Consider the following 14,556-nt stretch of genomic DNA (forward strand, 5'->3'; position numbering starts at 1 on the left):
GAACCGTTAAAAAATGGTGTTAACCGTAATTTAATCTCATAACAATTTGATAATCTTAACAACACAAAAACATAACAAGTCCGTAACATGGACTTTACAGCGCGGTTCTTTCTTTGCACAAAAATAAATTAACACAACACTGAACAAATGAAATTCAATTTAAGATTTCTATTTATTGCATTATTTATCTGTACGATTTCGATCGCGCAAAACAAAGGTACAATTTCTGGAGTTCTAACTGACAAAGACATGAACAACGATCCGTTACCTTTTGCTAATGTACTTATTAAAGGTACGAATATTAATGTAAATTCCGACGTTGATGGAAAATATTCCTTGAACGTAAATCCTGGAAATTATACTTTAGTTTTTAGTTTCCTTGGATACGAATCTGTAGAAGCTCCAGTTGCCGTAAAAGCAAACGAAACTGTAGTGATCAATCAAGCTCTTTCTTCTGGAAGTTATACGCTTAAAGATGTTGTTGTACAAGCAACTGCTGTTAGCAAACAAAAAGAAACTGCTTTACTTTTAGAACAAAAAAACGCGGTAGATATTAAGCAAACTATTGGCGCACAAGAACTTTCTAGAAAAGGAGTTTCAGATGTTGCTGCCGCTGTAGCAAAAACATCTGGTGTTTCTAAACAAGAAGGAAGCAATAGCGTTTATGTAAGAGGTTTGGGTGACCGTTACAACTCTACTTCGATGAACGGATTGCCAATTCCATCAAATGATCCCCAGAGAAAAAATATTGCACTTGATCTTTTTTCAACTGATATTGTTGAATATATTTCAATCGACAAATCTTACGGCGCTAAAATGTACGGAGATTTTGCTGGAGGAAATGTAGATATCGTTTCTAAAGATTACCGTGGAAAAGGAATGTTTGAAATCTCATTAGGTTCAAAAGTAAACACTAATGCAGTATCAAACTCTAGCGACTTTTTATTACAGCAAGGACCAAACAAATCTGGTTTTGTTTCTTATGGAGTTCCAAACAATCCTTTAACCAGTTTTAGTTTTGAAAACAGCTTAAATCCTAAAAAAGAATCTCCTTTTGGCGGAAACTTTAGCTTAAAAGCTGGTAAAACTTTCAACATTGGTGAAGAAGGAAAATTAAGCCTTTTTGCTACTGCAGGATTTGGAAACGGTTACGAATATAGAGAAGGACTTACTCAAAGTGTAAATGCTCAAGGTGCTTCATTAAAATCTTTCCAACAAGAAAAATTTACTTACAATACAAATACTACTGGAATGTTCAACGCAAATTACCGTTTGAACAAAAACCACAAAATTGGATATAACTTTTTGTATGTTAACTCTTCTGAGCAAACTAGAGATACTTATTCTGGAAGTGATCGTGATTTTGACAACTCTGATGCAAGTCTTCTGGTTCAAAGAGGTACGTTTACACAGAACACTGTTATAATCAATCAGCTTTTAGGAAATAATAAAATAACAGACAAAATCAATTTGGATTGGGGAGTTTCATACAATACTGTAAAAGGTGATATGCCAGACAGAACTCAAAACAAAATGTTCTACAATCCAACAACTGATGTTTACACACTAGCTCAGAGAACTACTACTGATAATCAGAGATATTTTCAAAATCTTACAGAAAATGAAGCAGCAGCTAATCTTGCATTATCTTACAAATTAGGAGATAAAGACGGTGAGCCAAAAGGAAAAATTACTGTAGGTTATAACGGTAGATTTAAAAAACGTGATTTTGAAGCTATTCAATTCAACTTCAATATTAGCCAAACTGGTCAGAACACAAGCGTTGATCCAAATAATTTAGATGCCTTTTTTAACCAAGCAAATTATCAAAGTGGTTTATTCTCAACAGCTGCTTTTGCTGGAATGGCCCCTCAAACTTATGATGGAAAACAAGACATACACGCAGGTTTTGGTAATTTCGAATACAAATTCACAGATAAATTGAGCACTGTTATTGGTTTGAGATACGAAAGAATCTCTCAAACAGTTAACTGGAGAACACAGCTTGATGCTGGCGGAGGAACAAATACTTTTGAAAGAAATGAATTTTTGCCAAGTGCTATCTTAAAGTATGAATTAAACGAAAAACAAAATCTTCGTTTTGCACTTAGCAAAACTTATACATTGCCACAGTTTAAAGAACGTGCTTTGTTTATTTATGAAGATGTAATGGAATCTGTAATTGGTAACCCAAGTTTATATCCTTCACAAAACTACAATTTGGATTTAAAATGGGAAATGTTCCCAAAAAGCGATGAGTTATTCTCTGTTACAGCTTTTGGAAAATATATCATGGATCCAATCAACCAAATCATTATCGCTTCTTCTACAAATGATATTTCTTTTGTTAATATCGGAGATACAGGTTATGCTTATGGAGTTGAATTAGAGGCAAGAAAAAACATCTTTGAAATTGAAGGAGAATATACTAATAAACTTTCTTTTGGATTTAATGCTTCTTTAATGAAAACACATCAAGATATTGATGCTGAAAAAGTTAGAAACGAAACAGACGGAAGATTGAACATCAATACTACAGATAGCAGTTCAGGATTTACAGGAGCTTCAGATTTGATTTTAAATGCTGATTTATCTTATGCTAAAAACTTTACAACCGATTCTGGAATTACTGCAACACTTGCATACAACCATTATTCTGATAAGCTTTACGCAATTGGAAACGAAGGAAAAGGAAACTTAGTTGATAAAGCTATGGGAACTTTAGATCTTATTTTAAAAACAAAATTGACTAAAAGCTTCGGAATTGACTTTGGAGCAAGAAACCTATTGAATCCAGAATTCAAAAGAGTTCAAGAAAATGCAGGTGGAGATGTTCTAGTATTCAACTACAAAAAAGGACTAACATTTGGATTAGGAATGAACTACCAATTCTAATAACATAAAACAAATACTGAGTTATCATTTAGTTAACATTACAGTAAAAAACACATAACAAATAGATGACAACGGCTTAACGTTGATTAAGAGTTAAGTTCTAATCTTTGCATAAACACAAACTAATTAAAAAAAGTAATGAAAAAGACAATTTCAACAATTTTAGGCTTAGCAGCTTTATCACTTGTAACACTTACAACATCTTGTTCTAGTGACGACAACAACAACAGCGGACCAAAATCTGATTTCGTAGTTGTTAGAGATAATCTGCAAGGGGAAATCAACAGCGGTGAGGTAGTATTAGAGTCAGGAACTTATAAACTAACAGGAAAATTAGTAGTTAAAAATACTGCTAAACTTACAATCAAACCTGGAGTTATCATTGAAGCTACTACAGTAGCAGCAGACCAATTACAAGCTGTAAGATATATTGCTGTAGCACAAGGTGGTCAAATCGACGTTCAAGGAACTGCTTCTAACCCAGTAATTATGACTGCAGAAACTAAAAAACCAGCTGCTTGGGGTGGATTAGTACTTTGCGGAAAAGCTCCAATCAACAAAGGAGTTAGTGCTAGTGCTGAAGTTTCTGAATTGACTTATGGTGGAACAGATGCTAATGACAACTCTGGATCAATCAAATATTTAAGAATTGAGTACCCAGGTTTCTCTTATAGCAGTGACAAAGAATTTAATGGTCTTTCTTTATTCGGAGTTGGAAAAGGAACTGTTATTGATTATGTACAAGTTTTCGAAAGCTCTGATGATGGATTCGAGTGGTTTGGTGGAACTGTAAATGCATCTCACTTAGTAGTTTCTAACAAAGACGCTACTGCTGTAGGTGATGATTTGTTTGACTGGACTGAAGGATGGAATGGAACTGGTGATAACTTCTACGGAATCAGAACTAACGCTGGTAACAGAGGTATCGAGGCTGATAACAATGCTAATAACCATTTAGCTACTCCAATCTCTTTCCCAACAATCAACAACCTTACTCTAATCGGAGCTGGAGTTACTGATACAAGTGCAGAATCTCAAGCTTTCAAATTAAGAGTTGGTACTAAAGGTAAATTCAATAACGTTGTATTAAAAGGTTGGAAAACTGGTTTCGACGTTCAACACGACGAAAGCATCGGATACGCTGGAACTGACTTGTTAGCTACAAACGTAAAATTCGAAGATGTAACTCTTAAATCTAAATCAACAACTACTGCATCTGTAGTTAACAATGATTTCGTTAAAGTTTACACAGAATCTGCAACTGCAACTGGAGCAGGAAACGGATCAGGAGTTCCAACTTGGACTGCTGGATGGACAAAAGGTCTATAATCTAAAAGATAAAATATTTTTAAAACACCCTAATTTCATTAGGGTGTTTTTTTTGCTTAATAAATATACTCCTTTGCAATAAGTTCAAATACAAAATGTTAAAAACATCCTAAATCTTAACGCTATTTTGTTTTGGCGTAATTTTTGTAATTTTTTTTGTATATTTACAATAACTAAAATATTGCGATGGCAAAAAACTACTTTTATATTACTTTCTTATTGGCTTTTTTCTTTACTGTTAGCGCTTCAGCGCAGGACAGCAAGCAATTACCAAAACCTCAAGAAACAACTTCTATTGAGGGACTTAGCTTGTATCCTAATCCAGTTACTAACGGAAAAGTCTATATCTCAACTAAAAACGATTTAGAGAAAGAAATTATTGTGTTTGATATTCTAGGAAAAAAAGTGCTCCAAGCTCATTTAGCTTCTAGAGAGTTAAGTGTTTCTGAACTTCCTCCGGGAGTTTACATCATTAAAATTAGCGAATTGAATGCATCGGCAACCCGAAAACTCATTATAAGATAAAAAAGCTCCTTTGGAGCTTTTTTAGTTTTCAGTCGCAGTTTTGAGTTTACATATTGCACACTGAAAACTGCGACTGGATACTGTGAGTAAAAACTAAAAACAATATCTTTGCAAAAAAAAGTTTTGATCACAGCCAGCGATATCTTTACCATTTCTAGTCAGAAGCAATTTGAAAAAATAGCACTAAAAGTGTTTCGATTTCAACACGAGAATAACAAAGTATATCGTGACTTTTGTGATTTTTTAAAAGTGAATCCGCAACAGGTAAAATCTTTACAGCAAATTCCTTTTCTACCTATTCAGTTTTTCAAAAGCCATGATGTCGTTTCTAATTCAGATCCTGCGGAAGTAACTTTTACCAGCAGCGGAACTACCGGCATGATTACAAGTCGACATTTGGTAACCGATGTTTCTTTATATGAAGAAAGCTACCGAAAAGGATTTTCTCAATTTTATGGCAATATTGAAGATTACGTTGTTTTAGCTCTTTTACCGTCTTATTTAGAACGCGAAGGTTCTTCGTTAATTTATATGGTCGAAGATTTGATAAAACTCTCCAATCAGCCTGAAAGCGGGTTTTATTTACACAATCATGACGACTTAATTAAAAAGCTTCTTGAATTAGACGAAGCTGGTCAAAACGTAATTTTAATTGGTGTTACTTATGCATTATTAGATTTAATCGAAAAACATCAATTCGACCTTCAAAACACCATTATTATGGAAACTGGAGGAATGAAAGGAAAACGAAAAGAAATGATTCGAGAAGAATTACATGAACAGCTTTGCAAAGGTTTTGGTGTTTCTTCCATTCATTCAGAATATGGGATGACCGAACTTTTAGCGCAAGCGTATTCTTTGGGCGAAGGTATTTTCGAGTGTCCGCCTTGGATGAACATTTTAGTTCGTGATCCAGAAGATGCTCTCACTTACTTGAAAGATGGAAAAACTGGCGGAATCAACGTTATTGATTTAGCCAATATTAATTCATGTTCTTTTATCGCAACTCAGGATTTAGGCAAAAAATATCCCAACAACTCTTTCGAGGTATTGGGACGTTTTGATAATTCTGATATTCGTGGTTGTAACTTGATGGTTTTGTAAAAAGGTTTAATTTTTGAATCGGCTAAACAATTAAACAGTAAACTAATTTTCTTCTATTAAACCGATACTTTCTATTCCTTCTTTTTTAGATAATTCTTTTTCTTTTTCACCTTTGCTTTCTAAATATTTATAAACACCATAACAACCTAAACCTCCTAAAAGCGCAAAAAAGAAATCTAAGCTAGAGTCATAATTACTTTCATCATCCAGTGAATCAAATCCTTTTATAATTGCTATAGCAATTACATATACAATTGCGGATAGAAAAGTAATTCCGTAATAAGATCCTAATCCGATAAAGAAATAATTCCATTTTTTCTTATCATATTCAATTGCCAAATTGCTAAAAGCTTTCCAAATCCAATAAATAAATATAAATCCGAGCATAAATTTTGGTTTTGTTTTAGATGATAAACATACTAAAAATTTTATTTGATTTGAAAAAATATCATCATTGAAGAAATATTCCACTGATGATTTTTTCAAATAAAAACCCAACATTCTTTCGAACATTGGGTTTCATATCATATTTAAATATCGTTACCAATCGATTAAACAATTAACCGATTAAACAATTAAACCACTCTTATCACAAAGTAATTCTTCTTTCCACTTTGCAATAACACAAACTGATTATTAATTAAATCATTTGCAGTCAAAACAAAATCTTCTTTTATTTTTTCTCTATTTACAGAAATAGAATTTGCCGTTAAAGCTCTTCTCGCTTCTCCGTTTGATTTAAAGAAACCTGTTTTTTCGTTTAAAACAGCAATAATTTCCAAACCGTTTTCTAAATCTGCTTTTGCGATTTCAGCTTGCGGAACTCCGTCAAAAACTTCCAAGAAAGTAGCTTCATCCAATTTCTTCAAATCTTCTGCCGTTGAATTTCCAAACAAAATATTCGAAGCCTGAATTGCTTTTTCTAATTCTTCACGATTGTGAACAAAAACAGTAATTTCTTCTGCCAATTTCTTTTGTAAAACTCTTAAATGCGGAGCTGTTTTGTGTTCTTCGATCAATGCATCAATTGTATCTTTATCTAAGAAAGTAAAGATTTTGATGTATTTCTCAGCATCAACATCTGTTGTATTTACCCAAAATTGGTAAAATTTATAAACTGAAGTTTTATCAGCATCTAACCAAACATTTCCACCTTCAGATTTCCCGAATTTAGAACCGTCTGCTTTTGTAATTAAAGGTGTTGTTAAAGCATACGCTTTTGCATTTTCTCCTCCCATTCTACGAACTAATTCTGTTCCCGTGGTAATATTACCCCATTGGTCAGAACCTCCCATTTGCAGAATACAATTGTTGTTTTTATATAAATGATAAAAATCGTAACCTTGAATTAACTGATATGTAAATTCTGTAAAAGACATTCCCTCACCTTCTCCGCTAAATCTCTTTTTTACAGAATCTTTAGCCATCATATAATTTACAGTGATTCTTTTTCCAACTTCACGTGCAAAATCGATAAAAGAGAATTCTTTCATCCAATCGTAGTTATTTACCATAACTGGCGCATTTGCTTCGTTTGAATTGAAATCTAAGAAACGAGACAGAACACTTTTAATTCCCGCCACGTTTTTAGCCAAAGCTTCTTCGTCAAGCAAGTTTCTTTCATCAGATTTACCAGAAGGATCTCCGATCATTCCTGTTGCTCCACCAACTAAAGCAATCGGTCTGTGTCCGAAATTCTTTAAGTGAACCAATAAAATAATCTGAACCATACTTCCGATATGCAGTGAATCAGCAGTTGGATCAAAACCAATATACGCAGTGGTAGCTTCTTTTAGTAATTGTTCTTCCGTTCCAGGCATACTATCATGATATAACCCGCGCCATTTTAATTCTTCAACTAGATTCTTCATTTTTTTATAAAATAATTTGCACAAATATAATCAATGGTAATGGCAATGACAAAAAACAATTTCAATGACAATTTGAATAACAATGCAAAAACCTTTGCATCTCTGTAACTTTGAACCTTTGAACCTTCCCCAAAAAACCTTTGCACCTTAAAAGCAAAAACTTATCTTTACAACATGATATTAGTAACTGGAGGAACTGGTTTAGTCGGCGCGCATTTATTGCTTCATTTAATTGAAAATGGAGAAAATGTTCGGGCAATTTATAGAACCCAAAAAAACATTCAGAAAACAAAATCGGTTTTTGACTTTTATAAAAAAACAGATTTATTCGAGAAAATTAATTGGCTTGAAGCCGATATTTTAGATGTTCCTTCATTAGAAAATGCTTTTATCGATATTTCGGAAGTTTATCATTGCGCTGCTTTAATTTCGTTTGATCCAAAAGACGAAGAAAAACTCCGAAAAACCAACATCGAAGGCACAGCAAACATCGTCAATTTTTCGATTGCAAAAAACATTCAGAAATTTTGCTTTATAAGTTCTATCGCTGCGCTTGGAGACATTGCTCCTCACGAAACGCATATTACAGAAGAAACAGATTGGAATCCTGAAAAACCTCACAGCGATTATGCTATTTCTAAATATGGTGCAGAAATGGAAGTTTGGCGCGGACAACAAGAAGGATTAAATGTTATTATTGTAAATCCTGGAGTTATTTTGGGTCCGATAGCAATGATGAATGTTTTCGAACAAGGAAGTAATGAAATTTACAAAAAAGTAGCCAACGGACTTTCTTTTTACACTCTTGGGAACACAGGTTTCATTTCTATTGATGATGTTGTAAAAACTACTTTCCAATTAATGAAAAGCGATATTAAAAACGAACGTTTTACGCTTATTTCAGACAATATTGTTTTTAGAGATATTTTGAATACCGTAGCAGATACTTTAAAAGTCAAAAGGCCGCACATTCATGCCAAACCATTTTTCATGAATTTATTGTGGGTTTCGGATTTCTTATTCTCAAGCTTATTTTTTAGAAAAAGAAGCATCACAAAAGCAACAGCCAAAGCTTCTTATTCTACCAATTTATATAGTAACGAAAAAATAAAAACCGCTCTAGGAACGGTTTTTACTGATATTTATTATTACATTAAAGAAAGTTCAAAAGCTTAAATTATCTTCTTTGCTTTCTGTGCGCCATTTCTAAAGAATCAATATTGACTTTTGGCGCTATTTTTCTAACCGAATCTTTAGAAACTTCTTTTATTTTGTTTTTCTTAGCCTTAGCCGCTTTTTTCTCATCAATTTTAGTGAGAGAATCTGCTGCTCTTTGGTTTACAGCAATTCTTTTGTTTACCTCATCAAACATTTCTTTATAACTCTCATAATCTGAAGCATAAAAAATATTATTTTGAGCAAATTGAAGACTATCTACTTTATATTTTCTTAAAATAAATTTCTTCGGATCGCTTTCTAACGAATCTAAAGACATTGGTTTCTGATATCTTATTGCTTCCAAAATCGCTAAATCATACATAATATCTACCATTTTTTCTTTCTCAATAAGTTTTGCAGGCTGTTTTACAAGCTCTTTTTTACAACTTATAGAAAGAAATAAAACCAATAGTATTACTATAAAATTCTTCATAATTGCTTTTTATCTGTCAAACAATAATCTTTTTCCAGCTCTGGTGTCTTTTACTTTGAAATTGTTATAAACCAATTCTCCGTTCACAAAAGTATGCGTTATTCTAGATTTAAAAGTATAACCTTCAAAAGGAGACCATCCGCATTTGTATAAAATATTATCTGGTTTTACGCTCCAAGGCAAACTCGGATTAACAATAACTAAATCGGCGTGGTAACCTTCTCTAATAAATCCTCTTTTTTCAATTTTGAAAAGTTTAGCCGGATTGTGGCACATTTTCTCCACGATTTTCTCCACGCTAATTTTTCCTTGATGATGCGCTTCGAACATTGCCACAACTGCATGCTGCACCAACGGACCTCCAGAAGGCGCGTTAAGATATGATTGTTGTTTTTCTTCTTTTGTATGAGGAGCATGATCGGTTGCAATTACATCAATTCTTCCGTCATTTAAAGCTTTCCAAAGTTCTGCACGATCATCGGCAGTTTTTACAGCTGGATTCCATTTAATGAAATTTCCTTTTGTTTTATAATCTTCATCTGTAAACCAAAGATGATGTACACAAACCTCAGCTGTAATTTTTTTCTCTTCTAACGGAATTTTATTCGTAAACAATTCCATTTCTTTCGCTGTTGAAAGATGAAAAATATGCAATCTCGCTCCAGTTTTTTTAGCTAAAGCGACTGCTTTTGAAGAAGAAATGTAACACGCCTCTGCACTTCTAATTAAATTATGTGCCGTTACCGGAACATCATCTCCGTATTGTTCTTTAAAAGCTGCAAGATTATTTTTAATCGTTGTTTCATCTTCGCAATGAACTGCAATTAACATTGGCGTGCTAGAAAAAATCTTTTCTAAAACCGCTTCATTATCAACCAGCATATTTCCTGTTGAAGAACCCAAGAAAATCTTAATTCCAGCAACATTTTTTGGATTTGTTTTTAAAACTTCTTCCAAGTTATCGTTTGTTGCGCCCATCATAAACGAATAATTCGCAAATGATTTCTGAGCTGCAATTTGATATTTATCTTCTAAAATTTCTTGAGTAACCGCATTCGGCACCGTATTTGGCTGTTCGATAAAAGAAGTGATTCCGCCTGCAACCGCTGCACGCGATTCAGATTCAATATCACCTTTATGCGTTAATCCTGGTTCTCTAAAATGCACTTGATCATCAATAGCGCCCGGCATTAAATAACTTCCTTCTGCATCAACTACAATACAATCTGATGTTTTTAATGAAATGCTGTCTGCAATTTCAACAATCAAATCATTTTCAATTAATACATCACCTTCAAAAATTGCCCCTTCGTTTACAATTTTGGCATTTTTTATTAAAATCCTGTTCATCGTGGTTGGTTTATAATGAATTGACTAATTTTCTTAATCTAAGTGAAATTACGCCAAGTATAGCTTCTTTAATAATGGCATTACTCATTTTAGAAACTCCTTTTGTTCTATCTGTAAAAATAATTGGGACTTCTGTAATTTGAAATTTACCGCAATATGTTCTGTATTTCATTTCAATTTGAAACGCGTAGCCAACAAATTTTATTTTATTCAAATTGATTTTCTCTAGAACTTCTCTTTTGTAACATACAAAACCTGCCGTTGCATCGTGAATTTTCATTCCGGTAATAAATTTAACGTAAACCGATGCAAAATAAGACATCAAAACGCGGCTTAAAGGCCAGTTGACAACATTTACTCCTGTAACATAACGAGACCCAATTGCAAGATCTGCTCCGCCAAAATGACAGGCATCATACAATTTTTCTAAATCATTTGGATTATGAGAAAAGTCGGCATCCATCTCAAAAATGAATTGATAATCGCGCTCCAAAGCCCATTTAAAGCCGTGAACGTAAGCTGTTCCTAATCCTGATTTTTTAGCGCGTTGTTCTAAAAAAAGTTTTCCCGGAAATTCTTCCTGCAAAGCAATTACTTTATTTGCAGTATGATCAGGAGAATTATCATCGATAATAAGCAGATGAAAAGATTTATGCTGCGAAAGTACGGCTCTTACAATACTTTCTATATTTTCAATTTCGTTATAAGTGGGAATTATGACAATACTATCATTCATTTTTTCAAGGTAATTTCACCGCAAAAGTAAACTTTTTATAGCATTTGATTCATAATAAATATATAATAAAAGTATTGCATCAAAAAATTACTAATTTTGTAACGCTATGATTGAACAACTTCATCCTCGAATTCTGGAAAACAAAGACTGGGCAACACTTTTGTTTGTGTTGACTTTTGCTGTTGTTGCCATGACAAAATCTGCTTACGAAACTAGATTCAGTGAATTTAGTAAGCTTATTTTTTCTGACAAATACGCTAAAATTTATCGAGATAATAACCATTTAAAAAGCAGCTTTACTGTTGGGCTGTTTTTTGTGCAGATTATTTCGTATGCATTTTTTATTTTGCTTACAATGAATATTTTTGGACAGGCATCCAAAACAGATTGGATTTTATTTATTCAGATTGCAACTTTCCTTCTTTATTTCATTCTAGGAAAATATTTAATCGAGAAAATTGTAGCGACTTCCTTCAATATTGATGAGTTTGTAGAGTTATTTAACTTACAAAAAGTAACTTATAGAACTTATATTGGCGTTTTAATCCTTCCAATTAACGCTGTTTTGTTCTATTACAGCAATATTCCGAAGATTGTACCGCTAGCAATCATAGGTATTTCGCTGTGTATTAGTGTATACTCTTACTTTATTTCAATTAAAACATATCAAAACGCAATTATCGGTAAGTTATTTTATTTTATTTTATATCTTTGCGCTCTTGAAATAGCCCCTTATTATTTTCTTTATTATTGGATAACAAAAGGGAGTGCTTAGAAAATGTTTATAATATGAAAGTGAAAACAATTTTGGTGTCACAGCCTGAACCTAAAGTGGAGAATTCTCCTTACTTTGAGCTCCAACAAAAACACAAAATAAAAATTGATTTCAGACCATTTATTCATGTGGAAGGGGTTAGCGCAAAAGAGATTCGATTACAAAAAATCGATCTTAATCATTACACTGCGATCATTTTAACAAGTAGAAATGCTGTAGATCATTTTTTTAGAGTTGCTGATGAAATGCGTTACAAAGTTCCTGAAGGATTGAAGTATTTCTGTCAATCTGAGGCTGTTGCGTTTTACCTTCAAAAGTATGTTGTGTACAGAAAACGTAAAATTTACGTTGGAGCAAAAGATTTTGCAGATTTATCTCCGCTAATTAAAAAGTACAAAGACGAGAAGTTTTTGCTTCCTGCATCTGACCAATTAAATGCAGATGCTCCTGTAACATTAAACAGTCTAAAAGTAGACTGGGCGCAAGCTATTTTTTACAGAACTGTAATGAGTGATTTATCTGATTTAGCAGACGTTTATTATGACGTTTTAGCTTTCTTCAGTCCAACTGGAATAAAGTCTTTGTTTAAAAACTTCCCAGATTTTAAACAAAACGATACTAGAATTGCTGTTTTCGGAAGTACAACTCAAAAAGAGGCTCTTGATCATGGTTTAAGAATTGATATTCTTGCTCCAACTCCTGAAACGCCTTCTATGACAATGGCTCTTGAAAAATACGTTGCAGAAGCAAACAAAGGAAAATAAACCTGACCAGTAAAATATTTAAATTCCAAATTTCAGATTAATCACCTGAAATTTGGAATTTTCTTTTTTACAGCATTTTAACTACATTTGATTTCTATTCTAAACCCAAATCACAAAAAATAGTTTCAAATTGTAAGTTATGAAAATCAACTCCCTTTTAATTGAAATTGACGGCATCGACAAGGAAATTCTTCGTTATTTAATGGACGATGCCCGAAAACCAATTCTGCAAATCGCCAATAAAATCGGAATTTCTGGAGCCGCAATTCACCAGAGATTAAAAAAGCTGGAACAATCTGGCGTTATTTCTGGATCTAAGTTTACTGTAAATCCAAAAGTTTTGGGTTATAACACTATGGCGTTTGTTGGTGTTTATCTAGACAAAGCTTCGCGAAACTCTGAGGCGGTAAAAGAATTAAGAAAAATTCCCGAGGTTTTAGAATGTCATTATACAACGGGAAACTGGTCGGTTTTAATTAAAATAATCTGTCGCGACAACGAACATTTGATGCAACTTTTAAATACTAAAATCCAAGCTATTGAAGGCGTTTCGAGAACAGAAACTTTTATTTCTCTAGATCAGCAGATTGATAGACAGATTCAATTATAAATTAGAGAATGTGTCAATTTGATAATTAACTTATTATTATAAACTGGACTGAAGTCCAGTTTAATTTGTATAAATATGCAAAAAACAAAAACCCGACAGATTTTAAAAATCTGTCGGGTTTGCTATAAATTATCTAATTGACTAATTATCTCAATTATCAAATTAGTTTCTTCTACTTCCAGAATAAATCGAGATATAGTATAACAACGTTGCAATTGAACCAATTGCAGCAACTACATAAGTTCTTGCTGCCCATTTTAAAGCGTCTTTTGCTCCTGCTTGTTCTTCTTGTGTTAGCATATGTTTATTCTCAAGCCAAGCCAAAGCACGGTTACTCGCATCATATTCTACAGGAAGTGTAATAATCGAAAACAAAGTTGTAGCCGCAAAAATGATAATTCCGACCAATAATAATTGTGGAAAAACTTTAATCATCAAGATTCCTGCAATTAAAATCCATTGTACGTAGTTTGAAGCCACACTTACAATCGGCACTAATTTAGAACGCATAGTTAGCCATTCGTAACCAATTGCGTGTTGCACCGCATGACCGCATTCGTGTGCCGCAACTGCCGCAGCCGCAGCATTTCTGTGACTATAAACAGCTTCACTTAAATTTACTGTTTTATCTGAAGGATTATAATGATCTGTTAACTGACCTGGTGTCGAGATAACACGAACATCAGTAATTCCGTTGTCGGCAAGCATTTTTTCGGCAATTTCGGCGCCGCTCATTCCGTTTCTTAATTGTAATTTCGAGTATAATTCAAATTTACTCTTTAGCTGAGAACTTACCAGCCAGCTGAACAGCATAATTGCTCCAGCAATAATTAGATATCCAGATCCCATAGTTTTTTGATTTTTAGATTGATTTTAAATTTACAAAACAAACATCAAATTACGAACCATTTTAACAAAATGTCATTTTGACATTTAATTACCATTT

The 14,556-nt window shown here is 33.2% G+C and carries 14 protein-coding genes; 8 read left to right on the forward strand and 6 right to left on the reverse strand.

Translation table 11 applies throughout. The annotated features are described in order from the left end of the window. Positions 1-147: 147 nt before the first annotated feature. From NYQ10_RS02630 to NYQ10_RS02645, 4 genes are all read left to right on the forward strand, one after another. Positions 148-2,895, forward strand: a complete 2,748-nt coding sequence (locus NYQ10_RS02630) for a TonB-dependent receptor (protein WP_289878778.1) — start codon at positions 148-150, stop codon at positions 2,893-2,895. A 138-nt stretch (positions 2,896-3,033) separates the two neighbouring features. Beyond that, positions 3,034-4,224, forward strand: a complete 1,191-nt coding sequence (locus NYQ10_RS02635) for a hypothetical protein (RefSeq protein WP_289878779.1) — start codon at positions 3,034-3,036, stop codon at positions 4,222-4,224. A gap of 186 nt (positions 4,225-4,410) precedes the next feature. Next, on the forward strand, positions 4,411-4,749 hold the full coding sequence (locus NYQ10_RS02640) for a T9SS type A sorting domain-containing protein (protein WP_276171939.1): 339 nt from the start codon (positions 4,411-4,413) through the stop codon (positions 4,747-4,749). A 123-nt stretch (positions 4,750-4,872) separates the two neighbouring features. Then, positions 4,873-5,853, forward strand: a complete 981-nt coding sequence (locus NYQ10_RS02645) for an acyl transferase (RefSeq protein ID WP_289880994.1) — start codon at positions 4,873-4,875, stop codon at positions 5,851-5,853. Positions 5,854-5,895: 42 nt separating this feature from the next. Here NYQ10_RS02645 and NYQ10_RS02650 read toward each other — a convergent pair whose 3' ends face one another. Together NYQ10_RS02650 and tyrS are read right to left on the reverse strand one after the other, a co-directional pair. Next, positions 5,896-6,240 (reverse strand): hypothetical protein, encoded by a 345-nt coding sequence (locus NYQ10_RS02650; RefSeq protein ID WP_289878780.1) that lies wholly within the window; start codon positions 6,238-6,240, stop codon positions 5,896-5,898. 188 nt (positions 6,241-6,428) lie between these two features. Then, positions 6,429-7,724 (reverse strand): tyrosine--tRNA ligase, encoded by a 1,296-nt coding sequence (gene tyrS, locus NYQ10_RS02655; protein ID WP_289878781.1) that lies wholly within the window; start codon positions 7,722-7,724, stop codon positions 6,429-6,431. A 174-nt stretch (positions 7,725-7,898) separates the two neighbouring features. Between tyrS and NYQ10_RS02660 the strand changes: the two genes are divergently transcribed. Then, entirely contained in the window at positions 7,899-8,900 is a 1,002-nt protein-coding gene (locus NYQ10_RS02660) for an NAD-dependent epimerase/dehydratase family protein (protein ID WP_289878782.1), read from the forward strand. A gap of 1 nt (position 8,901) precedes the next feature. Here NYQ10_RS02660 and NYQ10_RS02665 read toward each other — a convergent pair whose 3' ends face one another. From NYQ10_RS02665 to NYQ10_RS02675, 3 genes are read right to left on the reverse strand one after another with little or no spacing between them, the layout of a single operon-like run. Further along, positions 8,902-9,375, reverse strand: coding sequence for a DUF4296 domain-containing protein (locus tag NYQ10_RS02665; RefSeq protein ID WP_289878783.1), 474 nt, complete (start codon positions 9,373-9,375; stop codon positions 8,902-8,904). A gap of 9 nt (positions 9,376-9,384) precedes the next feature. After that, positions 9,385-10,725, reverse strand: a complete 1,341-nt coding sequence (locus NYQ10_RS02670) for a dihydroorotase (protein ID WP_289878784.1) — start codon at positions 10,723-10,725, stop codon at positions 9,385-9,387. 10 nt (positions 10,726-10,735) lie between these two features. Continuing rightward, complete coding sequence (locus NYQ10_RS02675; protein ID WP_276171934.1) at positions 10,736-11,461, reverse strand: polyprenol monophosphomannose synthase; 726 nt, start codon at positions 11,459-11,461, stop codon at positions 10,736-10,738. A 106-nt stretch (positions 11,462-11,567) separates the two neighbouring features. Between NYQ10_RS02675 and NYQ10_RS02680 the strand changes: the two genes are divergently transcribed. From NYQ10_RS02680 to NYQ10_RS02690, 3 genes are all read left to right on the forward strand, one after another. Continuing rightward, entirely contained in the window at positions 11,568-12,236 is a 669-nt protein-coding gene (locus NYQ10_RS02680; RefSeq protein WP_289878785.1) for a DUF4271 domain-containing protein, read from the forward strand. 14 nt (positions 12,237-12,250) lie between these two features. After that, entirely contained in the window at positions 12,251-13,000 is a 750-nt protein-coding gene (locus tag NYQ10_RS02685) for a uroporphyrinogen-III synthase (RefSeq protein ID WP_109190797.1), read from the forward strand. Between the two features lie 139 nt (positions 13,001-13,139). Beyond that, on the forward strand, positions 13,140-13,610 hold the full coding sequence (locus NYQ10_RS02690; RefSeq protein WP_008465121.1) for an Lrp/AsnC family transcriptional regulator: 471 nt from the start codon (positions 13,140-13,142) through the stop codon (positions 13,608-13,610). A gap of 162 nt (positions 13,611-13,772) precedes the next feature. On the opposite strand, the gene NYQ10_RS02695 is transcribed toward NYQ10_RS02690, so the two are convergent. Next, positions 13,773-14,459, reverse strand: coding sequence for a zinc metallopeptidase (locus NYQ10_RS02695; protein ID WP_184159538.1), 687 nt, complete (start codon positions 14,457-14,459; stop codon positions 13,773-13,775). Between the last annotated feature and the right edge of the window lie 97 nt (positions 14,460-14,556).

This window comes from Flavobacterium johnsoniae (assembly GCF_030388325.1).
GTDB classification, from domain to species: domain Bacteria; phylum Bacteroidota; class Bacteroidia; order Flavobacteriales; family Flavobacteriaceae; genus Flavobacterium; species Flavobacterium johnsoniae_C.